At 44.5% G+C, this 22,061-nt stretch carries 24 protein-coding genes; 6 read left to right on the forward strand and 18 right to left on the reverse strand.

Annotated features, from left to right (window positions below; translation table 11 throughout):
- The first annotated feature begins 402 nt into the window (after positions 1–402).
- Both GCHA_RS13100 and olsF read left to right on the forward strand, forming a co-directional pair.
- On the forward strand, positions 403–1,221 hold the full coding sequence (locus GCHA_RS13100) for a UDP-2,3-diacylglucosamine diphosphatase (protein WP_007988958.1): 819 nt from the start codon (positions 403–405) through the stop codon (positions 1,219–1,221).
- Between the two features lie 110 nt (positions 1,222–1,331).
- Entirely contained in the window at positions 1,332–3,101 is a 1,770-nt protein-coding gene (gene olsF / locus GCHA_RS13105; RefSeq protein WP_007988959.1) for a bifunctional ornithine lipid synthase OlsF, read from the forward strand.
- Between the two features lie 176 nt (positions 3,102–3,277).
- Here olsF and GCHA_RS13110 read toward each other — a convergent pair whose 3' ends face one another.
- The 12 genes from GCHA_RS13110 to gloA2 form a co-directional block, all read right to left on the reverse strand.
- On the reverse strand, positions 3,278–3,568 hold the full coding sequence (locus GCHA_RS13110) for a YebG family protein (protein WP_007988960.1): 291 nt from the start codon (positions 3,566–3,568) through the stop codon (positions 3,278–3,280).
- Between the two features lie 147 nt (positions 3,569–3,715).
- Positions 3,716–4,054 (reverse strand): ISC system 2Fe-2S type ferredoxin, encoded by a 339-nt coding sequence (gene fdx, locus GCHA_RS13115; RefSeq protein WP_007988961.1) that lies wholly within the window; start codon positions 4,052–4,054, stop codon positions 3,716–3,718.
- A 47-nt stretch (positions 4,055–4,101) separates the two neighbouring features.
- Positions 4,102–5,970, reverse strand: coding sequence for a Fe-S protein assembly chaperone HscA (gene hscA, locus GCHA_RS13120; RefSeq protein WP_007988962.1), 1,869 nt, complete (start codon positions 5,968–5,970; stop codon positions 4,102–4,104).
- A gap of 21 nt (positions 5,971–5,991) precedes the next feature.
- The gene (gene hscB / locus GCHA_RS13125; protein WP_007988963.1) at positions 5,992–6,519 is read right to left on the reverse strand and encodes a co-chaperone HscB; all 528 of its coding nucleotides are present in this window, start codon (positions 6,517–6,519) and stop codon (positions 5,992–5,994) included.
- Between the two features lie 131 nt (positions 6,520–6,650).
- Positions 6,651–6,974 (reverse strand): iron-sulfur cluster assembly protein IscA, encoded by a 324-nt coding sequence (gene iscA, locus GCHA_RS13130; RefSeq protein WP_007988964.1) that lies wholly within the window; start codon positions 6,972–6,974, stop codon positions 6,651–6,653.
- A 24-nt stretch (positions 6,975–6,998) separates the two neighbouring features.
- Complete coding sequence (gene iscU, locus GCHA_RS13135; RefSeq protein WP_007988965.1) at positions 6,999–7,379, reverse strand: Fe-S cluster assembly scaffold IscU; 381 nt, start codon at positions 7,377–7,379, stop codon at positions 6,999–7,001.
- Between the two features lie 63 nt (positions 7,380–7,442).
- Entirely contained in the window at positions 7,443–8,666 is a 1,224-nt protein-coding gene (locus GCHA_RS13140) for an IscS subfamily cysteine desulfurase (protein WP_007988966.1), read from the reverse strand.
- A 16-nt stretch (positions 8,667–8,682) separates the two neighbouring features.
- A complete protein-coding gene (gene iscR / locus GCHA_RS13145; protein WP_006992093.1) occupies positions 8,683–9,168 on the reverse strand; it encodes a Fe-S cluster assembly transcriptional regulator IscR in 486 nt (161 codons plus the stop codon).
- Between the two features lie 125 nt (positions 9,169–9,293).
- Positions 9,294–10,097, reverse strand: coding sequence for a serine O-acetyltransferase (gene cysE / locus GCHA_RS13150; protein ID WP_007988971.1), 804 nt, complete (start codon positions 10,095–10,097; stop codon positions 9,294–9,296).
- A 2-nt stretch (positions 10,098–10,099) separates the two neighbouring features.
- A complete protein-coding gene (gene trmJ, locus GCHA_RS13155) occupies positions 10,100–10,822 on the reverse strand; it encodes a tRNA (cytosine(32)/uridine(32)-2'-O)-methyltransferase TrmJ (protein WP_007988973.1) in 723 nt (240 codons plus the stop codon).
- 148 nt (positions 10,823–10,970) lie between these two features.
- Positions 10,971–11,687: a hypothetical protein gene (locus GCHA_RS13160; protein WP_007988975.1), complete on the reverse strand. Its 717-nt coding sequence runs from the start codon at positions 11,685–11,687 to the stop codon at positions 10,971–10,973.
- 28 nt (positions 11,688–11,715) lie between these two features.
- Positions 11,716–12,099: an SMU1112c/YaeR family gloxylase I-like metalloprotein gene (gene gloA2, locus GCHA_RS13165; protein WP_007988977.1), complete on the reverse strand. Its 384-nt coding sequence runs from the start codon at positions 12,097–12,099 to the stop codon at positions 11,716–11,718.
- A 199-nt stretch (positions 12,100–12,298) separates the two neighbouring features.
- Here gloA2 and suhB point away from each other — a divergent pair, with 199 nt between their 5' ends.
- Positions 12,299–13,078: an inositol-1-monophosphatase gene (gene suhB / locus GCHA_RS13170; protein WP_007988978.1), complete on the forward strand. Its 780-nt coding sequence runs from the start codon at positions 12,299–12,301 to the stop codon at positions 13,076–13,078.
- Positions 13,079–13,333: 255 nt separating this feature from the next.
- Here the strand turns inward: suhB and secF are convergent, their stop codons facing one another.
- From secF to GCHA_RS13200, 6 genes are all read right to left on the reverse strand, one after another.
- Positions 13,334–14,275, reverse strand: a complete 942-nt coding sequence (gene secF / locus GCHA_RS13175; protein WP_007988982.1) for a protein translocase subunit SecF — start codon at positions 14,273–14,275, stop codon at positions 13,334–13,336.
- A 10-nt stretch (positions 14,276–14,285) separates the two neighbouring features.
- Positions 14,286–16,130, reverse strand: a complete 1,845-nt coding sequence (gene secD, locus GCHA_RS13180; protein WP_007988983.1) for a protein translocase subunit SecD — start codon at positions 16,128–16,130, stop codon at positions 14,286–14,288.
- A 77-nt stretch (positions 16,131–16,207) separates the two neighbouring features.
- On the reverse strand, positions 16,208–16,546 hold the full coding sequence (gene yajC / locus GCHA_RS13185; protein ID WP_006992085.1) for a preprotein translocase subunit YajC: 339 nt from the start codon (positions 16,544–16,546) through the stop codon (positions 16,208–16,210).
- A gap of 30 nt (positions 16,547–16,576) precedes the next feature.
- Positions 16,577–17,689 (reverse strand): tRNA guanosine(34) transglycosylase Tgt, encoded by a 1,113-nt coding sequence (tgt, locus tag GCHA_RS13190; RefSeq protein ID WP_007988985.1) that lies wholly within the window; start codon positions 17,687–17,689, stop codon positions 16,577–16,579.
- Positions 17,690–17,857: 168 nt separating this feature from the next.
- The gene (gene queA / locus GCHA_RS13195; RefSeq protein ID WP_007988988.1) at positions 17,858–18,910 is read right to left on the reverse strand and encodes a tRNA preQ1(34) S-adenosylmethionine ribosyltransferase-isomerase QueA; all 1,053 of its coding nucleotides are present in this window, start codon (positions 18,908–18,910) and stop codon (positions 17,858–17,860) included.
- A 356-nt stretch (positions 18,911–19,266) separates the two neighbouring features.
- A complete protein-coding gene (locus GCHA_RS13200; RefSeq protein WP_007988990.1) occupies positions 19,267–19,575 on the reverse strand; it encodes a DUF6471 domain-containing protein in 309 nt (102 codons plus the stop codon).
- A gap of 186 nt (positions 19,576–19,761) precedes the next feature.
- On the opposite strand from GCHA_RS13200, the gene GCHA_RS13205 reads away from it, so the two are divergent.
- The 3 genes from GCHA_RS13205 to GCHA_RS13215 all read left to right on the forward strand — a co-directional run bounded on the left by GCHA_RS13205 (position 19,762) and on the right by GCHA_RS13215 (position 22,061).
- Positions 19,762–20,151, forward strand: a complete 390-nt coding sequence (locus GCHA_RS13205) for a YjfI family protein (RefSeq protein WP_007988992.1) — start codon at positions 19,762–19,764, stop codon at positions 20,149–20,151.
- 15 nt (positions 20,152–20,166) lie between these two features.
- On the forward strand, positions 20,167–20,847 hold the full coding sequence (locus GCHA_RS13210) for a PspA/IM30 family protein (protein WP_007988994.1): 681 nt from the start codon (positions 20,167–20,169) through the stop codon (positions 20,845–20,847).
- A gap of 164 nt (positions 20,848–21,011) precedes the next feature.
- On the forward strand, positions 21,012–22,061 hold the full coding sequence (locus GCHA_RS13215) for a potassium channel family protein (protein ID WP_039992463.1): 1,050 nt from the start codon (positions 21,012–21,014) through the stop codon (positions 22,059–22,061).

Below are 22,061 nucleotides of genomic sequence, written 5' to 3' on the forward strand. Positions count from 1 at the left end.
TAAGGCCCAATGACAGTGGGCTTCTTGCTGCATAAGCAGAGTAATACCAATCCGCATTAATAAGTGATCGTCTCAGAATGCGTCCAGCGGTTTTTGATTAAGGCGTCACTATGTAGTAATGGTTGTTCCCTTTCAAATAGTGAGAACGCAGAGCAAAAGCCGCTGGGGCATTCCTTGCAGGCGAGTTTTAAAAGGGCTTACACTGCGTTGCATGACTTCGAAAGAGAACAACTATTCATTCAGTCATCCGCCTTGTTTAAGCCCTTTTAAACTCTCGCTGAGTCATCACTTATTAACGTGGAATGGTATAAGAGCTCACTGTCATCATATTTTCAAATTACCGTCACCTTACTGTAAAGCCCTGCTTTTAGCCTAAGCGCTAAACAGCTAAAGGGTTGAAACATGAATAACGCACTGGTTTATCGAGCGCATTACCGCACAGTTTGGTTATCTGATATTCATTTAGGCAGTAAAGACTGTAAAGCAGAATACCTACTCGACTTTTTAAACCACTCGACCATTGAGACCTTGTATTTGGTCGGCGACATCATTGATATGTGGGCGATGAGCAAGCAGTTTCGCTGGCCTGAAACCCACAATCAGGTGCTGCACAAACTCATGTCTTTATCCAAAGAAGAGACTCGCGTTATCTTCTTACCCGGCAACCATGACGCGCCTCTACAAAAATATGACGGCATCACGTTTGGTGAAATAGAAATCGCCCGGGAGACGGTTCACACCACGGCCGATGGTAAAAAGCTATTAGTACTTCACGGCGATCAGTTCGATCAAGAAGTGTGTTTTGGCCCCTTGCAATCTTGGATAGGTGATAAGGCGTACGATCTACTGTTATTTATTAATCGTTGGTATAACCGTATTCGAGCCGCGCTTAAATTCCCCTATTGGTCATTGGCAGGCTACTTAAAAAGTCATATAAAAGAAGCCAATAAAGCAATTCAACGTTATAAAAATGCCTGTATTAACCGCGCTACCGAAATGGACTTAGACGGTGTTATTTGTGGCCACATACATCACCCTGAAGTGGCCAATATTAATGGCAAGACCTATTACAACGATGGTGACTGGATAGAAAACTGCTCGGCGCTCACCGAATTACCAAACGGCGAAATGAAGTTGATTTACTGGACGCAAACCGCTCATGCCAGCAATTTGTTTAATTTAAGAATGAGCAAAACAAAGAATCAAAACAAAGCTGCCTAGTGACGCAATAGCAGCTTATTTCTTGTAATCAAAATGCCACGTAACTGGCACCAAAGCGTCATATAGCCCAGCTAACATTGGCCCGAATTTAGCAATATACGGCGAGTTATATGTTCACGGTTAATGACGTTTTACACAAGCACTACCCCAAAGTAGCCGAAAAGCCTTGGTTGTTTAAATCTGCCGGTTTTGTGCTACGCCACTTGCTTCATGAGCGCGAAATGAATGAGTTTGCTCAAAGCTACCCACACCACCAAGGACTTGAGTTTGTTGAACAGGTACTCGAGTACTTTAATATTAGCTACTCGGTTCGTGATAACGAGCGTGAACATATTCAAAGCCAAGGCCGTTTGGTCATCATTGCCAATCACCCTATCGGCTCACTCGATGCCCTCGCCTTAATCAAACTGGTCAGCGAAATCAGAACAGATGTAAAAGTTGTCGCCAATCAAATGTTGATGACCATCGACCCACTTCATTGCATGCTATTACCGGTAAACAATATGAATGGGGGCACAGCGAAAGATCATATTCATAATATTCAACAACACCTAGAACAAGAAGGCGCATTGTTGATATTCCCGGCAGGTGAAGTGTCGCGATTACGCCCTCAAGGTGTGCGTGATACGCACTGGAACAGCGGCTTTTTACGCATTGCCCGTCAAGCAAAAGCACCTATTTTACCTGTGTTTATCGATGCGAAAAACTCGCCGCTCTTTTACGGTGTGTCCATGCTGTATAAGCCGTTAGCGGCGATGCTTCTGGTCACAGAAATGTTCAAGCAAAAGCGCAAACACTTACCTATGCGGGTCGGTGAAGTCATCCCGTTTGAATCTTATGCTAACGATAAAATCAATCGCCTGCAGCAGGTACGCTTACTCAAAAAACACCTGTATCGCATCGGTATGGGCAAGCAAGGCATTTTTGCTACACAAAAAGCGATCGCCATGCCAGAAAACCGCACCGAGTTGAGCCGGGCGATAAAACGCGATTGCGAGCACTTAGGTGAAACCACCGATGGTAAGGCAATTTACTTATACCAATACAACGGTAGCTCGCCTATCATGCGCGAAATCGGCCGTTTACGTGAAATCGCATTTCGCGCTGTGGGCGAAGGTAGCAACCGCCGCCGAGACATTGACCAATACGACGCCCACTACTTCCACCTGATTTTATGGGATGCAGATGACCTAGAAATTGCAGGCGCTTATCGCTTTGGTGATGCAAAAAAATTGTTAGCACAAACCGGGGTTGAGGGCTTGTATTCGGCGACTTTGTTTAACTATACCGACGCAATGCAACCGTATTTTGAAAAAGGTTTAGAGCTGGGCCGTAGCTTTGTACAGCCCAGATATTGGGGTAAACGTAGTCTCGATTACTTGTGGTATGGCATAGGCGCGTTCTTGCAGCGCCACCCAGACTACCGATACTTATTTGGGCCTGTGTCACTAAGTGACACCTACCCAAAAGCAGCGAAAGACTTACTGGTGCAATTCTACCGCTTGTACTTTACTCATACCGACACCATCGCCACGTCAAAAACCCCTTATCATTTGGCAGGCGACTTACCTCAAACCTTCAGCGGTGGAGATTACAAAAAAGATTTTACCTTGCTCAAACATTTACTCGCTAATATGGGGGTTGCTGTCCCTACCCTTTATAAGCAATACACTGAAACCTACGATGATGGTGGTATTCACTTTCTTGACTTTAATATTGATGCTGACTTTGGTGATTGTATAGACGGCCTAGTGTTAGCTGATATTCATAAGCTTAAAGCTAAGAAAAAAGCCCGATATATGCCGCAAAATGCAGGTAAAGAAGATGTAACGCAGGTCGCAGAAAAGACTAAAAAAGTAACCCTTAAGAAGGCGAGTTAATCGCAACCACTTTAAGGTTTAGGGTCTAGTGATTAATGTAGTGAACGTGAAAAGGCTATCTTTGGATAGCCTTTTTTGGTTTACATTAACTTTGGTGTTCATGGTGAAAACACTCTGTACAGCATCTGGTTTAAGCTAATTGTCTATAGTACTGTCTCTGTTCTATGCAGACTCAATTAGGCTTTCTTTTTGCCTAGAGCTACCACCTCAGCCTTTTCGTCGGACAATACATTTTTCGCTTCAGCACCTTTGAACATCTTGCCCACGGCATCTTTGTTTTTAGACAGCATGATGGCCAAATCTTCTAATACGTCAGCATCGAACTTCATTCCTTTAGCTTCAATGTATTCCGCTAAGTTGTCCGCTACTTCTAGCATCTTATCGTATTTATCGGCTTCTTTTTTATCTGCGGTCACAAACTTTTCAACCCCTTTATGCTCAACGACGTATCTGGTAATAATGGCCATATTTGTATCCTCAATTGCGTGTCTGTACAAAATATAACACAACACCTGTTTTTATGTACAGTTCATTTAATTATTAGCTTATCTCTTTACAGACATAAAAAAACCAGCACTTGGCTGGTTTTTTTTGATTTTGCTTAGCATTAACGCTTAATGCCCTTCACTCACCTGATTAACAGTGTAGCGCGGTATTTCAACTACGAGATCTTCGTCTTTAATAACCGCTTGGCAGCCCAAACGTGAATCAGGCTCAAGCCCCCAGGCTTTGTCGAGCAGGTCGTCTTCTAACTCATCGCTTTCATCAAGCGACTCAAAACCTTCACGCACAATCACGTGGCACGTGGTACATGCGCAAGACTTCTCGCAAGCATGCTCAATACCAATACCATTTTTTAAAGCGACGTCGAGTACGGTTGTACCTTCTGGCGCTTCTAACACGGCTCCGTCTGGACAAAGCTCAGCGTGGGGTAAAAAAATCACTTGTGGCATCTGTAGTTTCCTTAAATCGAAAAATTATGTTCTGACGCAATATAAAATTAAATACTGTCAACCGTATGGCCGGCTAACGCCTTTTTGATCGAATGATCCATACGTTTTTCAGCGAATATTTGACTCGCTGCATCTGCGGCGCTAATGGCTTTTTTGATGGCGTCAATATCATCGTTTTTACCTGCTGTATCAAGTACCGCTAAGCTGGCTTGAATAGTTTCAATCTCAGCAGCGCTCAATAACTCTGCGCCATCAGCATTCAGCGCAGCTTGCAGGGCTTCATGGACTCTTGCCGCTTCGACTTGCTGCTCTTTGAGCATACGAGCTTGCATATCACCTGTGGCGTTTTGCATCGACGCTTTGAGCATGTCGCTTATTTGTGATTCGTCGAGACCATAAGATGGCTTAACCTGAATCTCAGCTTGCACGCCACTGGACTTTTCCATCGCCATCACATTTAGCAACCCATCGGCATCCACTTGGAATGTAACCCGAATATGCGCCGCGCCCGCAGCCATCGGCGGAATACCATGCAAAGTAAATTTTGCCAACGAACGACAGTCATCAACCAGTTCACGTTCGCCTTGCAGCACATGGATCATCATCGCCGTTTGACCATCTTTAAACGTGGTAAATTCTTGGGCTTTGGCCACAGGGATCGTGGTATTGCGATGAATAACTTTCTCTACTAGGCCACCCATGGTTTCTAAGCCAAGCGATAATGGCAATACATCCAATAACAACATTTCACCGTCAGGCTTATTACCCACTAAGATGTCAGCCTGAATAGAGGCACCAATCGCCACGACTTTATCTGGGTCAATAGACGTCAAAGGATCACGGCCGAAGAAGGCGCCAACCTGCTCGCGCACACAAGGTACTCGAGTCGAACCACCGACCATCACTACTTCCAGTACTTCGTCTTTCTCTAGCTCAGAATCTTTTAGCGCTCTGCGACAGGCGCGAAGGGTATTCTTCACCAAGCCAGCGATCAACTCTTCAAACGCAGCTCTACTAAGCGATAAGCTACGCTCATTTTGCTCATCATCAGTAAACTCTACAGTCACCGAATCTTCGTCACTCAAGCTTTCTTTAGCAAATTTAGCCTTATCAAGTAACACTCTATGTAAACGTTTAGATAAAGTGCCTTCAAGGCCAAGTTGTTGCCGGAAATAGGTAACGATAGCGTGATCGAAATCATCTCCACCTAACGCTGAATCACCACCGGTGGCAAGGACTTCGAATACCCCCTTACTCAGGCGCAAAATAGAAATATCAAATGTACCACCGCCTAAATCATATACTGCGATCACACCTTCTTGAGCTGAATCCAAGCCATAGGCTATCGCAGCTGCAGTGGGCTCGTTTAATAAACGCAGTACTTTTAAGCCGGCTAATTGGGCGGCATCTTTAGTTCCTTGACGCTGAGCATCATCAAAATAGGCAGGAACTGTCACCACAGCGCCACTTAACTCTTCGCCTAAGCTTTGCTCTGCCCGTAAACGCAGGGCGATTAGAATTTCGGATGACACCTCGACTGGGTTCACCTGACGCCCTACTACATTTAACAGTGGCGAGTTAGGATTTGATTCATCAAAATCGTAGGGTAAATCTGGATAGCTACGACGGATGTCACTCAGGCTTCGACCTAAAAAGCGTTTAACCGAAACAATCGTATTGGTGGGATCTAGACTCGCGTCATGCTTGGCCTGTTCGCCCACAATAACGCTATCAGCTGCATATTTCACCACTGATGGTAGCAGGTGCTGTTTGTTGCCATCGCCCAGTGTTTCTGCCTGACCGCTGCGCACAGTCGCTACTAAGGAATTTGTTGTACCTAAATCGATACCCACAGCAAGCTTACGCTGATGCGGAGCTGCGCTTAGGCCTGGTTCTGCGATTTGGAGTAATGCCATTATAAAAACCGTTTAGTTATTTCAAAAGTCGCTTAATGCGTCTTCTTTGAGTTCAATTTCGTGCCGTAACTTAAATAAAAATTTTAGTTTACGTACCAGGTTTGCCGCGTTTTCATTTGACTCATCATCAGATTGCTCAAGTAATGCACCAAGCTCGCTCAACAAACGCTTAATGTCTGCCGCCACATCTTCATCCAAAGATTCAAGTGCACTGAGAGGATCGTCAGCGTGTTGCGCATCGTCTAATTGTTCACGCCATTCCATCTGCTGCATTAAAAAGGCGCCGTCTTGCATGGTTTTTTGCTCGTGCTGTAATTCTACACCACGCAGCTCTAACATATGCTCGGCCCGGCTCAGCGGTGTTTTTAACACCTGATATCCATCATTTACTTGAGCGTTTTTTTGCAATGCGATTAGTTTGTCGCGTTCACTCGCGGTAGCAAATTTATCTGGATGAGTGAGCTTTTGTAATTGCTGATACGTCGCTGCAAGCCCTGCTTTGTCGATTTCAAATGAAGGCGTTAGGTTGAATAGCGCAAAATAATTCATAACAATTAGCGTCTTTTGATGTTGGATCATACTAATGCAAACCGCGAAGCGGAATTACATCGTGATAAACGTTAGCGTTAGCTAATAAAAAGCAGGCTTGTTAGCCTGCTTCTTTAAGCCACGTATTGTCTTTATACGTTGAAACTCTCACCGCAGCCGCATTCGCCGTTTGCGTTAGGGTTATTAAACTGGAACCCTTCATTGAGACCTTCTTTAGCAAAGTCCAATTCAGTACCGTCCAAGTACACCAAGCTCTTGCCGTCAATAATGACTTTAACGCCATTATCTTCAAAAACATGGTCATCTTCGTTTAACTCGTCGACAAATTCCAACACATAGGCTAAACCAGAACAACCAGTGGTTTTGACTCCCAAGCGCAAGCCTAGCCCTGAGCCTCTGTTTTGCAGAAAGCTAGTAGCGCGTTGTGCCGCAGCCTCAGAAATTTTAATTCCCACTTTGGTCTCCTCTTCGTTTAACGTTTACAGGTGTTTCTTTTTGTAATCTTCAACTGCTGCTTTAATGGCATCTTCCGCCAAAATTGAGCAGTGAATTTTTACTGGTGGCAATGCCAACTCTTCAGCAATGTCGGTATTTGAAATCTTAACCGCATCGTCAATTGATTTGCCTTTAACCCATTCTGTTACTAATGAGCTAGACGCAATCGCTGAGCCACAACCGTACGTTTTGAATTTCGCATCTTCGATAATACCAGTTGCACCGATTTTCAATTGCAATTTCATGACGTCACCACATGCTGGTGCGCCAACCATACCGGTTGCGATACTAGGGTCGTTTTTGTCAAAGCCACCCACGTTACGTGGATTTTCGTAGTGATCGATTACTTTTTCGCTGTAAGCCATGGTGGTTACCTCATTTGTGAAGGCGTTTTCGCCTTACTGTCAATTCTATAATTTGTTCAAATACTAGTGGTGAGCCCACTCAACCGTATTCAAATCAATGCCTTCTTTGTACATATCCCACAAAGGAGACATATCACGTAATTTGTCGATTGCGTTACGTACTACACTGACCACATGATCAATTTCTGCTTCAGTGGTGAAACGGCCGATTGTGAAACGAATTGAGCTATGGGCTAACTCATCGTTCAAGCCTAGTGCGCGAAGTACATATGAAGGCTCTAAGCTGGCAGAAGTACAAGCAGAACCTGACGATACAGCCATATCTTTAAGGGCCATAATCAAAGATTCACCTTCAACGAAAGCAAAACTCACATTTAGGTTTGCTGCTACGCGCTGCTCTATGTCACCGTTAATATAAACAGCTTCAATGTCTTTAATGCCGTCCCACAAACGATTACGAAGCATTAAGATACGTTCATTTTCAGTGGCCATTTCTTCTTGAGCGATACGGAAAGCTTCACCCATACCAACAATTTGATGCGTTGCCATGGTACCAGAACGCATACCACGCTCATGACCGCCACCGTGCATTTGCGCTTCAAGGCGAACACGAGGCTTACGGCTAACGTAAAGTGCGCCAATCCCTTTAGGGCCATATGATTTATGGGCTGAGAAAGACATCATGTCTACTTTCAGCGCTTGTAAATCGATTGCAACTTTACCTGTGCTTTGCGCAGCATCAACATGGAACAACACTTTGCGCTCGCGGCATACTTCGCCGATCGCAGCGATGTCTTGAATCACACCAATTTCGTTGTTTACGTGCATAACACTGGCAAGAATGGTGTCAGGGCGGATAGCCGCAGTGAATTTTTCGATATCAACCAAGCCATTTGGCTCAGGATCTAAATAAGTGACTTCAAACCCTTCACGTTCTAACTGACGGCAGGTATCAAGTACGGCTTTATGCTCAGTTTTCACTGTAATGAGGTGCTTACCTTTTTTACCGTAAAAATGTGCAGCGCCTTTAATTGCAAGGTTATTTGATTCTGTCGCGCCAGAGGTGAAAACAATTTCACGAGGATCGGCATTGATCAAATCAGCAATTTGATTACGGGCAACGTCGACTGCTTCTTCTGCTACCCAACCGAAACGGTGAGAACGAGACGCAGGGTTACCAAAGTTGCCTTCGTTGGTTAAACATTCCGCCATCTTGGCAGCAACGCGAGGATCAACCGGAGTGGTTGATGAATAATCTAAATAAATTGGTAACTTAATGTCGCTCATTGTTTACTCCGCTTATTTACTGCAAGCTCACTTCGATTTCGTTGCCAGCAATATAATTAAGATGTTTCGTTTTATCTTGTCTGTCTGCTACTAATTTCACGTCGTGCTGTGCCATCAGCTCCCCAAGGGTAATACCATCGAGAAAAAGGCTGATACGCTCGCTTAAATCCTGCCACAAACTGTGCGTTAAACAGCGCTCACCGCCTTGGCAATCTGACTGACCTTGACAACGCGTTGCGTCAACTGACTCATCTACCGCTCGGATGACTTCACCAATAGGTATATCACTGGGTTGGCGACCCAACTTATAACCGCCACCAGGCCCACGAACACTGTCTACCAATTTTTCTCTACGCAGACGTGAAAAAAGTTGCTCTAAATAAGATAACGATATTTCTTGGCGCTCAGATATATCGGCTAACGACACGGGACCACGCTGTGAATGTAATGCTACATCCAACATTGCTGTAACAGCGTAACGACCTTTAGAAGTTAATTTCATTCTGAACACCTAGCTAAAAACTTGCAGCTATTGTCCCAAACCCGACTATTTTAGTCAAGTATTTATCCTACTGTTTTACTCAAGTATTACTGACGTTCGACTGTGCGTCTCTGATAGCGCTAACGTTAGATTTGTGGGTCGAAAGAGGCTTTCGCTGATTCTTTCTCCGCAGTCGTTAAATGATCGCCAAAACTATCAATTTCAAGGGTAGGTAATGATTTACCACAAACACTGCCTCCCATGTTATTGATCTCTTTGCACATTTCCTCAACCTTGGTGTCAATAAGGTGAACATGATCAAGCATTAGCCCAATCGCGTTAGCGACCGGGTCGGGGTTTTCATCTGAAATTGCATAGGCATCAAAGCCGTATTTACGGGCAATTTTAGCTCTGTGGCCGTTTTGTTCCTTGCTGGCGCTAGGCATAACGATACGCCCAGGAATTCCCACTACGGTCGCGCCTTCAGGCGCGTCTTTTACCACCACTGAGTTAGAGCCGACTTTAACCCCTTTATGCATGGTGATAGGCCCGAGAATTTTAGCCCCTGCTCCAATAACGACATTATCTTCTAGCGTCGGGTGGCGCTTGCCTGCGCTCCACGATGTACCACCAAGGGTGACACCGTGATAAAGGGTCACGTTATCGCCAATTTCTGCTGTTTCTCCTATCACGACGCCCATACCGTGATCGATAAAGAAACGACGCCCAAGTTTTGCCCCTGGGTGAATCTCAACCCCTGTTGCCCAACGAGAAAATGTTGATAAGCTGCGCGCTAGCCAGCGCCAATTTGCTTTCCACAACCGATGGCTTAAACGATGAAACCAAATAGCATGTAGCCCAGGGTAATTCGTTAACACTTCAAACGTATTACGCGCCGCTGGGTCACGATGGAATACACTTTGAATATCTTCTTTAATGCGCTCAAACATAATTATTTGTTTTCTTTGCTGGTCTTTTCGATGGATGCCAAAATGCCACGCAGTATGTTCAGCTCTTGGGTTTCAGGACGAGCGCGATTAAACAAGCGGCGTAACTTGGTCATGACCATACCTGGATGTTTCGGAATGATAAAATTCGTTTTGAATAGGGTTTGTTCCAAATGGCTATAAAAACCTTCTAGATCTTCTGCCAGCGGGTATTCTTCTTGTACGCTTTCTCGGCGAGTTTCATTCAGATGAGCCATGCGAATTTCGTAACAAAGTGTCTGTACCGCAGCCGCCAAATTCAAAGAGCTGTATTCAGGATTAGCAGGAATACACACGTGAAAGTGGCATTGCTGCAATTCATCGTTACTTAGCCCGTTATTCTCTCGCCCAAAAACTAACGCCACAGGATATTTTGGTACTTCTGATACTAATTTTTCGCCGCAACCACGGGGCTCTAACATTGGCCAAGATAGCGTACGTGACCGTGCGCTAGTACCTACCACTAAACCACAGTCCGCTACTGCTTCTGCCAAGGTAGAGACTATTTTTGCATTAGCCAGTACGTCACCCGCACCAGCCGCTAAGGCACTGGCCTTACCATCAGGAGGAGACACTGGGTCAACCAGCACTAACTGACTCAAGCCCATGGTTTTCATGGCTCTCGCTGTTGAACCAATATTGCCCGTATGGGATGTGTTAACCAGTACGATTTTAATATTTTCTAGCATAGCAAGGAATTATCTGACGTTTTGCGGATTTTAGGGCGCGGATAATAGCACATTTTGCGCACGAAAGTAGTATTGGCGCGGCCCGTACCCTGATGTAGTTACTACAAATTATGTGCGCGTTAACGTTGATGCCGAGTTCACCCTTGAATTAAGGCACCCTACCTTTATAAAACTGGCATAAATGAAAACGTTCGTAATCACTTAAAGGCTTAAGGTAGGTGTTCTCCACTGCTACTCCAAACTCAATTTCATCTTGCACCTGTGCCTCAAACGACGCAACCCAAGGATGGCTTTTCGGGCCACTCAACTGAACATAAGGATATTGAGTTACCTTCCAAAAACCTGAAAGCAGCGTTTCTTGTTTGTTATCAAAGGTATTAGCATCACTGTTTTCTTGAGGCGCGCTAACCAGGGTGTAAGTTTTGTCTAAATTTAGCAGCAACTGCACTTCTACATCACACGCTTTACTATAGTAGCGACCAACAAGTCCTTCATAGGACATCAATGCCCCCACATCTAGGCCTTCAGGAATTAAAAACAACCCTATAGAATCACGAGTGAAAGAATGATTATTACTAAAAAGAGGCACCTCACTTTCAACCGAATACCCTAATTTCGCCGTGCTTTGCGTTAAGCGTGTTAACTCACTCTGTTCGGGCAGCATTAGTGAGTAAACTAGGCTATTTCTTCTAATCGAAATAGGAAAAGTAAGCTGATTAACATCAACATCAAAATCATCTTTTTTTAATTGCTCGGATATTCTGTTTACCTCTGATTCTGAAAGGTACTTAGCGTACAAATGTACTTGGGTATGACCACAACCTGATAACCCCAAAAATATACCGCACAACAAAATCCATCTCATTTCCCATTCCTTATTGATTAAATACAATTTACCCTTGGTAAAGCTCTAGCGGCAAACCGTCAGGGTCGGCAAAAAAGGTAAATTGTTTTCCGGTATATTCGTCCGTTCTAATCGCCTCAACGTCAACACCTTTACCTGTCAAAAGTGCGACGGTTGCTTCCACATCATCTACAACAAACGCTAAGTGGCGTAAGCCTTGCGCTTCTGGACGACTGGGGCGCGCAGGTGCTCCGGGAAACGAGAAAAGCTCAATTTGTCCACCATCGGGTAGTGCTAAATCTAGTTTGTACGAGTCTCGAGGGGCACGGTAATTTTCGGCAATAACCCTAAACCCGAGTATTTCAGTGTAAAAGTGTTTCGAGCGCGCATAGTCGCTGCAGATAACGGCAACGTGATGAATTCGTTTTAACATTAGGTACGCTTAATCTGTTATTAAAAATAAGTAAACTGTGGCATGTACGCTAACATAGTTTGTGATAAATCCAGATTATGATTGCGAATATTCTGTGGTTTGATACACTGCGCGGCGATTTTTTGTTCACCTGTTACCTAAACCGTAACGGATGACAAATCCTTATCTTAACGTTCTTTTAAAAATTGGTGGTTTTACTATGCATCCTATGCTGAATATAGCAGTGCGCGCGGCGCGTTCTGCGGGCAACGTCATTGCCCGTGGTTTTGAAAATCAATCTGAACTAATGATTGAAGCCAAAGGCAGTAACGACTTCGTAACCCGAGTCGACAAAGAAGCCGAGCAAGCAATTATTCGCAAAATCCAGCAATCTTACCCTGATCACTGTTTTGTCGGTGAAGAAGGTGGCGTAGTAGAAGGTAGCAACACTGATTATAAATGGATCATTGACCCGCTAGACGGCACCACCAATTTTATTAAGGGTATTCCCCACTTTGCAGTATCTATCGCACTTATGCATAAAGGTCGTTTAGACCAAGCTGTTGTGTTCGATCCGATTCGCGGCGAACTATTTACTGCAAGTAAAGGCGCGGGTGCTCAATTAAACGGTTTCCGTATCCGCGCAAGTAAAGCCAAAGAGCTAAACCAAACAATCTTGGCAACAGCATTACCGTACAAGAACAAAGACACCTTGCCCACTTACCTTGAAAGCTTCCGCAATATCTTTTTTCAAGCCGGTGACGTACGTCGCAGTGGTTCAGCTGCCCTTGACTTGGCTTATGTTGCTGCTGGTCGCTATGACGGATACTGGGAAAGTGGGTTAAAGCCGTGGGACATCGCTGCAGGTGAGCTACTTGTGCGTGAAGCAGGCGGCTTGGTCACCGACTTTAAAGGTAATAACGATCCGATGCACAACGGTGACATCGTGGCCGGTAGCGCTAAAGTAGTGCAAACCTTGGTGAAAAACTTAAAAGGCTAAGTAGCCAAAAGCGCCGAACTGTGTGGCGTAAAACGTATAGCCCAGAAACATAGTGTAAAGTGAGCCCTTTTGGCTCGCTTTTTTTATGTGTGGCGTTTCGATTTAAAACCCGCTTTTCGTTAGAAGGCGCCTGCGGATTAAAACAAATGCGCCCAAGTCAAACAATGACTCTCGGCCATTAAAAAAGCCGCTTGATGGTTAATCAAACGGCTCTTGATGTACAACTCTGGTTACCCTTATGGGTAATCTGATTTGCTACAGCATTGACTCTTGGTCAGCACCTTCTTTCTCAATCTCAGTTGGCATCAAGTCTTCACGGCTTACACCTAACCATAGCGCCACTAAGCTGGCGACATAAATAGATGAATACGTACCGATAATAACGCCGAACAGTAGCGCCGTAGCGAAACCGTGGATCGTTGCCCCACCCAAGAAGAACAATGACATCAATACCAATATCGTCGTTAGAGACGTAATAATGGTACGGTTCAACGTTTGAGTCAGTGAAATGTTGATGATTTCTTCTGTTTCTGAATTACGTATTTTACGAAAGTTCTCACGGATCCTATCTGATACCACGATCGTATCGTTTAAGGAGTAACCAATAACAGCAAGAACAGCAGCCAATACCGTTAAATCGAATTCTAGTTGTAAAACCGAGAATAAACCTAGGGTAATAATGACGTCGTGGGCTAGCGCCACAACTGAGCCCAAAGCAAAACGCCATTCGAATCGCATTGCTACGTAAACCAAAATACAAAGCAAGGAAACCAACATGGCTAACCCGCCCTGCTCGGCAAGCTCATCACCAATATTTGGCCCAACAAAAGCGATGCCGCGTTTTTCAACGCTTGGATCGGCTGCTTGTAACGCGGCGACAACGCGGTCGCCAATTTCGACGTTTTTAACGCCTTCCATCGGCGCAATACGTATTAGTATGTCTTGGCTGCTACCGTAGTTTTGCACCGTCGGTTCAATAAAACCGGCCTGGGTTAACTCAGCACGCACTTCATCAAGGTTAGCGACACTTTGATAGCGCATTTCAATTTGTGTTCCGCCAGTGAAATCCAAGCCCCAGTTCAGCTGGTTAACCCCAAGGGAAACCAAAGAACCGATGACCAATATTGCGGAAAATATCGCTGCCGGAACGCGTAACGACATAAAGCCAACTGTGTTTTTCATGTTTAACAATTGCATGTCAGCGCTCCTATATAGATAGTTTTTTCAAAGGCTTACCACCACACCATGCATTTACAACAGCACGGGTAACAAAAATTGCGGTAAACATGGAAGTGGCGATACCAATCATCAGCGTGATCGAAAAGCCTTTAATCGGACCTGTGCCCACGGCAAATAAAATCAGGCCTGCGATGAAAGTGGTGATGTTGGCATCAAGTATGGTTGAGAATGCACTGTCGTAACCATGATGTATTGCCTGTTGCGGACTACGTCCTTCACGTAGCTCTTCACGAATACGCTCGAATATCAGTACGTTCGCATCAACCGCCATACCGACCGTTAGTACGATACCCGCCATACCAGGAAGGGATAACGTGGCCCCAGGGATCATCGACATAATACCGACTATCATCACTAAGTTGAGGGTCAGGGCAAGGTTTGCCACTACGCCAAATGCTTTATAATAAATCAGCATAAAGATAAGTACCGCGACAAAGCCCCAAATAATGGCTTGGGTACCAAGTGCAATATTCTCTTTACCTAAGCTTGGCCCAACGGTGCGTTCTTCCACGATTTGAATGGGTGCAATAAGTGCACCTGCGCGTAGTAAGAGTGAAAGGTTGTGCGCTTCTTGGGGCGAATCTAATCCAGTTATACGAAAGCTACTACCCAAACGAGCCTGAATTGTTGCGATACTGATCACTTCTCGCTTCGCTTCAAAAATCAGCTTGTCGTTAGCGTCTCGCTCACCGGTTGATTTGTATTCGATAAAGACGGTTGCCATCGGCTTGCCAATACTGTCCTTGGTAAACTGTGACATCTTGCTGCCGCCCTTTGAATCAAGGGAGATATTAACCTGAGGAATACCGTATTCATCAGCGCTAGAGTTAGCATCGATGATGTGATTACCGGTTAAGATGATTTTCTTTTTAAGCAATTGTGGCTGACCTTGTTGGTCAAGCACTAATTCAGACCCCGCTGGTACGCGCCCTGCAACAGCATCACGCACGTCATGGTCTAAATCTACCGAGCGAAACTCTAACGTTGCTGTCGCGTTTAGAATTTCTTTCGCTCGTGCAGTATCCTGGATACCTGGTAATTGCACGGCAATACGGTCAACCCCTTGCTTTTGAACACTTGGCTCAGCAACACCTAACTGGTTAACACGGTTACGAATAATAGTAATGTTCTGTTTAACCGCATAGTCGCGCGTCTCGGCCAGTTTCTGCTCAGACATACTGACAACAATTTTAAGGTCGTTTTTCTCAGTGAACACTAAGTCACGATTGCGGTTGCGTAAGAAAAACTCTGCTTTATCTAACGTGTCTTGATCGCGGAAGAATATTTCCACCCCGCCTTCAACTTGGCGTACAGTACGGTAACGAATGCCCTCTTCACGCAGCGCACTTCTGAAATCAGAGACCATGTCCTCAAATGACTTGTTCACTGCTGAGTTCATGTCCACTTCCATTAAAAAGTGTACACCACCGCGTAAATCTAATCCGAGTTTCATTGGCGCACCACCAATGGCTTCAAGCCAAGCTGGGGTGTCTGGGGCTAAGTTCATAGCAACATAGTAATCGTCACCTAAAGCGCGTTGTAAGGTTTCTCGGGCGATTAGCTGACTGTCGGAATTGGTTAAGCGAACTAAAATTTGTTCATTATCTAACGCGATATTTTTTGCTTCTATGTTTTCGCTAGATAAGGTTTCAGTGACCTTATTTAACAGTGACTCATCGACACTGGCATTACGGCCGGCAGAGATTTGAACGGCGTAGTCTTCACCGTACAAATTTGGCGTAGCGTATAGAGCACACATACCGACTATAAAAATCAGTACAAGATACTTCCATAACGGAGTTTGGTTTAACACGTGAAAATCCTTCCATTTTGAATGTCGTAAACATAAATAAAGCGGGCAATCGCCCGCTTTATTTAAGGTAACTCATTTTAAATCGCTTTCATTGTGCCTTTTGGCAACACAGCTGAGATAGCAGATTTTTGTACAACGATGTTGGTTGTATCGTTAAGTGCAATCTCAAGAAAATCCTTCTCTTCTGACACTTTCACTATGCGACCTACCATGCCGCCTTGCGTCAAGACTTCATCGCCTTTACTCAACGAGCTAACCAAATTTTTATGCTCTTTTACACGCTTTGCTTGAGGGCGGTATAACATAAAATAAAAAATCAATCCGAATACGCCAAGCATAATTAGCATTTCGAAACCGCCGCCTGTTGCACCACCTGGTGCTGCCTGTGCATGTGCATCAGAGATAAATAAGCTCATAAATTCCCCATAGTTTGTTAAGTTTTGTCGTTATAGCGCCGGTACCGGCATATCTTTTTGTGCGTAGAAATCCGCAACGAATTCATCTAATTTTTGCTCAGCAATCGCATCTCGTAAACCTTGCATAACACGCTGGTAATACCGCAAGTTATGAATAGTATTTAAGCGCGCGCCTAATATTTCGTTACATTTGTCCAAGTGATGTAGATATGACCGAGAATAATTTTTACAAGTGTAACAGTCACATTTATCGTCTAGTGGACCCGTATCGGTTTTATGCGCTGCATTACGAATTTTTACGATGCCGCTCGTGACGAAAAGATGTCCGTTTCGAGCATTACGCGTTGGCATAACACAATCGAACATGTCCACTCCACGGCGCACACCTTCGACTAAATCTTCTGGCTTGCCCACGCCCATCAAATAACGTGGTTTGTGTGCTGGGATTTTATCTGTGGTGTGATCCAAAATACGGATCATATCCTCTTTAGGCTCACCGACAGATAAACCACCAATGGCATAGCCGTCGAAGCCGATTTCTTCCAAGCCCTGCAAGGAGACATCTCGTAACCCTTCGTACATACCACCTTGTATGATACCGAATAGTGCAGAGGGGTTATCTCCGTGCTCAACTTTACTGCGTTTGGCCCAGCGCAACGATAATTCCATTGATTGACGCGCTTCGCTCTCGGTAGCCGGGTGCGGAGTACATTCGTCAAAGATCATCACGATGTCAGACCCCAAATCACGCTGCACTTGCATGGATTTCTCTGGCGTCAGTAAGATTTTTTCACCATTGATTGGCGAGCGGAAAGTAACACCTTCTTCAGTTATTTTGCGCAAGTCACCTAAGCTAAATACCTGAAAACCGCCTGAATCGGTCAGAATAGGCTTTTGCCAATGCATAAAATCGTGCAAATCACCGTGCTGTTTGATGATTTCGGTACCAGGGCGAAGCATTAAATGAAAGGTATTGCCGAGGCAAATATGCGCACCAGTGTCATCAAGCTCTTCTGGCGTCATGCCCTTAACCGTACCGTATGTGCCCACAGGCATAAACGCTGGCGTTTCAACTACGCCTCGGTCAAATTTAAGACGGCCTCGGCGCGCTTTTCCGTCTGTGTTGTCTAATTCAAATTGCATAAATACTTCCTGCTGGTAAGGCTTGCCCACCAGCGTTTTCTCGTCTTAGGTGATTTTCAATGCCTAACAAGCGAGTTGCTGACAAAAAGTGGCCGGATTATATACGAATTGCATGAATGAATAAAAACTAATAACGCACTAATTACTCACTATGCTTCTTCTTGCAGGTTAATCTCTATTCGCAGGCTGATTTTTTTCGATAAACATCGCATCACCATAACTAAAAAAGCGGTATTGCTGAGCAATCGCTTCTTGGTACGCGCTCATGACATTTTCTTTACCAGCAAAGGCACTGACCAACATAATGAGCGTTGATTCAGACAAGTGAAAATTGGTCAACATGGCATCGACTACCTGAAATTGATAGCCAGGGTAGATAAATATATCCGTATCACTGAAAAAAGGCGCAAGCTCAGTGCCGTTGCTCGACGCTGCTTTCGCTGCAGATTCTAACGATCTAACTGAGGTGGTTCCTACCGCGATAACGCGTTTACCCGCTGCTTTGGTTTTTGCGATAGCATCAATCACATTTTGCGGCACTTCTGCATACTCAGAGTGCATTTGATGCTCAAGAATATTGTCAACGCGCACAGGCTGAAAGGTACCTGCGCCCACATGCAAGGTCACAAATTCGGTACTCACCCCTTTGTCTTTTAATTTCTGTAAAATCGCATCATCAAAGTGTAACCCGGCCGTAGGAGCGGCGACCGCACCGGGCTTTTCATTATAAACGGTTTGATAACGTTCCTTGTCAGACTCTTCATCAGGGCGGTCAATATAGGGAGGTAAAGGCATGTGGCCATATTGCTCGAGGATCTCAAGGATCGGCTCAGGGTTAAGCAGCTTTAGTTTGAATAAAGCGTCTTGGCGACCCACCATTTCCATTTCGACTTTGTCTTCAAGCAGCAATTGACTGCCCTCTTTGGGTGATTTACTAGCACGCACATGCGCTAACACATGATGCTCGTCAACAATACGTTCAATCAGCACTTCTACTTTACCACCCGACGCTTTTTGGCCTAACAAGCGAGCAGGAATGACGCGAGTATTGTTAAAAATCAGCAAGTCGCCTGGATTGATCAAGTCAACAACGTCGGTAAATTGCAAATGCGATAAGCCTGTTTTGGCTAAATGCATTAGTCGACTAGCCGTTCGCTCTTTGGTGGGGTAACGCGCTATCAGGGCTTCAGGTAAATCAAACTGGAATTCAGAAACTTTCATATATCATCCTGGGAAATTAGCCCGTTATTTTACGTATATTAATTGATACCTGCAATTGCCTTGGCATACTCAAGTTGCCTTGTCACTTGGCTTTATGCGGCTAAAATGACGTCAACAGTTTATATATTATTGACGTTTCTCCTAACTGTTACTTTGCCCAGCGACTCTTGCGTTGGGCTTTTTTTTGTCTGCGATTTTTACCTATTCAGAGCATAACTGTATTGCTTAGCGCTAAATTGCGTCACGCTACGTTGCGTCGCGCTACATAAAGCAGCATTTTTTCGCACAAAATATTGTTGTATAGAACTGTGCGTTACAAAAAGGGGCTAGGCAGACATAGACAAATTATTGCATCGCTACTGAGATAGATCTTGCCCCATGTCGCTGAACATATCCACGATATCGTCACGCTCAATGCGACGCATATTAAGCACATACATGATTTGTAACAACAAATCAGCGCCCAAAATGCCTTTATTAACTTTGTTACGTAGGTTGTCTGCGCTTTGATTCACCCCAATTGAGACTAGGCGTTCACTAAGATCCTGATATTTAACACCACGCTTAGACATTTCTGCTTTTAGTAAGCGCTGGACAACTTGACGCCAATCCGCAGAGGCACTATTTGTCTGTTTTGCTGTCAGACCATCCGAATGATTTTGCATAACTATACCCACGCTATAAATGTGACGTATAATTTACATTAGTGATAAATAAATATCAAATGTTGAAAATAATATTTGACTAATTGTTTTTTAACTGACTACACTAAGCCCGAGTTTCGCTGAAGAGCTCAATGAAATATTGAGCCATATACGAATGACGGTCATTAGCCATACAGGAGAGTAGCCATGACATGGGATCTTAATCAACTTGAGGCCCTTTTTAGTGACAACCAAGATCTCGTTGTTACCCGTGAAGAGAATTGCTTATTAATTGCTAATGGTGACGGCGTAGATGCCTGGCTAGCGATAAGCGGAGAGCAAATCATTGTTGAGTCTTTACTTTTCTCGGTAAATGAAGTGAAAGACAAAACAGCGTTAAATGAAGAGATTTTAAAAACTCATATGATTTTCCCATTGACCACAGTAGGAATTTCTAACGTGGCAGGCGATGAATATTACACCGCTTTTGGCTCGTTGAGTTCACAATCGAAACCCGAGAGCGTGATGATCGAAGTGCAAACCCTATTTCAAAATGTAGAAGCATTTTTAGATGCTTATGCAGAACATTTACTTTAATCGAGGAGTGACATTATGTCGGTTTGGAGAAAATTAGTAACTGCCGTTAAAGGTGGTGCAACAGAAGCAGCACAGACAGTTGTAGACAGCCAAGCAATTCGCATCCTTGAGCAAGAGATCCGTGAAGCAAAAGACGAACTGCGTAAATCTGACCATGCACGCACGCAAATACTTGCCAAGTGTAAACTTTCTCAGCAGAAGGTCGCCAGCTTACAATCTTCTATCGAGCAATACGAAGAGCACGCCCGTAAAGCAATCGATTCTGATCGTCAGTTAGCGCTTGATTGTGCGCAAAAAGTCAGTGACTTAAAGGCAGAACAAGAAGGCGAGCAAAAGTATTTAGATCAATTCAAGCAATCAGAGAAGCAGTTAGCTAGCAACATCAGCCAAGCTAAAGCCAATTTACGTCGCTTAGAGCAGCAGGTTGATATGGTAAAGGCCACTGAGTCTGTGCAAAAAGCACAGGTCGCGGTCTCTTCACGTCACTTAGGCGCCAACAGTAAAATGAAGACGGCAACTGAATCGTTGCAGCGTATTCAGGACAAACAAACTTTGCGTGATGCAGAATTGCAAGCCGCTCAGGAATTGGCGACTGAAGAGTCAAGCGACGATTTAGAAAAACGTTTGGCACAAGCAGGTATCAAAGGTGGACAAACGTCTGCTGATGATGAGTTAAGCCGCATTCTAGGCAAGTAAGCCTCGATAATTTTGAATGGCCAGTCAGCGGTTGCTGACGGGCCATTTTGTTATTTGGCGACTTAGTTTATGCCACTGGATTTCACAAAGGAATCCGTTACATTGGCTAATGGCTTGGGATATGAAAGAATATGTCGAAATAACAATAACCTGAAATTAACGCCATGTTTATAAAAATACGTAGAATGCTGTCTCAGTATTTTGCTGAAATGCGTTGGTATACCCTATTAATCGCGTTAAGTTTTTACACCATTTCAAGTTGGTGCTTAATGGCCCTTGCTGGCGAAGACGCATTAACAAACACCACAGATTTTGTTTATTGGTTGGTGGTAACGGGTTCAACCGTGGGTTACGGAGACTTATCGCCAACAACGACTGCGGGTAAATACATAGTCTCTTTGTATGTTATCCCTGTTGGCCTAAGCTTTTTTGCACTTGTTATTGGTCGCGTGGCTTCATGGGTGTCATTTCAGTGGTTAAAAGGAGTAAAGGGTTTGCAAAGTTTATCGGTATCTAATCATATTCTGGTACTTGGGTGGAACGAACAACGCACCCTTAGATTATTAGATTTATTATTGCGTGAGCGTGACGCAGTAGATGAACGCCCCACCATAGTGTTATGTGTTCGGGCTGACATTACTAACCCCATGCCGGACAAAATTGAGTTCGTTAAAGTCAATAGCTTTAGCAATGACAAAGACATGGATAGAGCATGTATAGCCGATGCAAAAGTTGTATTGATGGACAACCCTGAAGACGATTTAACCATGACCACGGCGTTATATTGCAGTCAGCGTAACCCGAGTGCACAAATGGTGGCTTATTTCACCGATGAAACATTAGCCAACCTGCTTCAGCGGCATTGTCCGAATGTTGAATGCACTCCAAGCGTAGCAATAGAAATGTTGGCAAAGTCAGCGTTTGATCCAGGTTCAAGCGTGCTACATCACGACTTACTTAGTGTGGCCGAAGGTCAAGCGCAGTATTCAGACACCCTCCCCCTTGATATGCCTTCTATGCCGGTGGGCTTGGCATTTAATCAATTGAAGTCTCGTTATAATGCCACTCTCATCGGTACGTCTAAAAGCCACGACAAGTTAAACATACAAGTTAATCCCGACTTAGACGAGCAACTATCGCCAGGTGACAAAGTGTTTTATATCGCCGAGTCGAGGATCAAACATATCGAGTGGCAACGTTTTTCTGAGGAATAA

The sequence above is a fragment of the Paraglaciecola chathamensis S18K6 genome, assembly GCA_000314955.1.
Taxonomy (GTDB): Bacteria; Pseudomonadota; Gammaproteobacteria; order Enterobacterales; family Alteromonadaceae; genus Paraglaciecola; species Paraglaciecola chathamensis.

Excerpts from the sequence above, each read along its gene's own strand:
- GCHA_RS13210 (WP_007988994.1), top strand. The coding sequence starts at position 20,167 with ATGTCGGTTTGGAGAAAATTAGTAACTGCCGTTAAAGGTGGTGCAACA.
- GCHA_RS13140 (WP_007988966.1), bottom strand. The coding sequence starts at position 8,666 with ATGAGCGACATTAAGTTACCAATTTATTTAGATTATTCATCAACCACT.
- cysE (WP_007988971.1), bottom strand. The coding sequence starts at position 10,097 with ATGTTTGAGCGCATTAAAGAAGATATTCAAAGTGTATTCCATCGTGAC.
- gloA2 (WP_007988977.1), bottom strand. The coding sequence starts at position 12,099 with ATGTTAAAACGAATTCATCACGTTGCCGTTATCTGCAGCGACTATGCG.
- GCHA_RS13160 (WP_007988975.1), bottom strand. The coding sequence starts at position 11,687 with ATGAGATGGATTTTGTTGTGCGGTATATTTTTGGGGTTATCAGGTTGT.
- hscB (WP_007988963.1), bottom strand. The coding sequence starts at position 6,519 with ATGAATTATTTTGCGCTATTCAACCTAACGCCTTCATTTGAAATCGAC.
- queA (WP_007988988.1), bottom strand. The coding sequence starts at position 18,910 with ATGAAAGTTTCTGAATTCCAGTTTGATTTACCTGAAGCCCTGATAGCG.
- iscR (WP_006992093.1), bottom strand. The coding sequence starts at position 9,168 with ATGAAATTAACTTCTAAAGGTCGTTACGCTGTTACAGCAATGTTGGAT.
- iscU (WP_007988965.1), bottom strand. The coding sequence starts at position 7,379 with ATGGCTTACAGCGAAAAAGTAATCGATCACTACGAAAATCCACGTAAC.
- secF (WP_007988982.1), bottom strand. The coding sequence starts at position 14,275 with ATGCAATTGTTAAACATGAAAAACACAGTTGGCTTTATGTCGTTACGC.
- olsF (WP_007988959.1), top strand. The coding sequence starts at position 1,332 with ATGTTCACGGTTAATGACGTTTTACACAAGCACTACCCCAAAGTAGCC.
- tgt (WP_007988985.1), bottom strand. The coding sequence starts at position 17,689 with ATGCAATTTGAATTAGACAACACAGACGGAAAAGCGCGCCGAGGCCGT.
- trmJ (WP_007988973.1), bottom strand. The coding sequence starts at position 10,822 with ATGCTAGAAAATATTAAAATCGTACTGGTTAACACATCCCATACGGGC.
- GCHA_RS13200 (WP_007988990.1), bottom strand. The coding sequence starts at position 19,575 with ATGCAAAATCATTCGGATGGTCTGACAGCAAAACAGACAAATAGTGCC.
- GCHA_RS13205 (WP_007988992.1), top strand. The coding sequence starts at position 19,762 with ATGACATGGGATCTTAATCAACTTGAGGCCCTTTTTAGTGACAACCAA.
- suhB (WP_007988978.1), top strand. The coding sequence starts at position 12,299 with ATGCATCCTATGCTGAATATAGCAGTGCGCGCGGCGCGTTCTGCGGGC.
- hscA (WP_007988962.1), bottom strand. The coding sequence starts at position 5,970 with ATGGCATTACTCCAAATCGCAGAACCAGGCCTAAGCGCAGCTCCGCAT.
- GCHA_RS13110 (WP_007988960.1), bottom strand. The coding sequence starts at position 3,568 with ATGGCCATTATTACCAGATACGTCGTTGAGCATAAAGGGGTTGAAAAG.
- GCHA_RS13215 (WP_039992463.1), top strand. The coding sequence starts at position 21,012 with ATGTTTATAAAAATACGTAGAATGCTGTCTCAGTATTTTGCTGAAATG.
- yajC (WP_006992085.1), bottom strand. The coding sequence starts at position 16,546 with ATGAGCTTATTTATCTCTGATGCACATGCACAGGCAGCACCAGGTGGT.
- GCHA_RS13100 (WP_007988958.1), top strand. The coding sequence starts at position 403 with ATGAATAACGCACTGGTTTATCGAGCGCATTACCGCACAGTTTGGTTA.
- fdx (WP_007988961.1), bottom strand. The coding sequence starts at position 4,054 with ATGCCACAAGTGATTTTTTTACCCCACGCTGAGCTTTGTCCAGACGGA.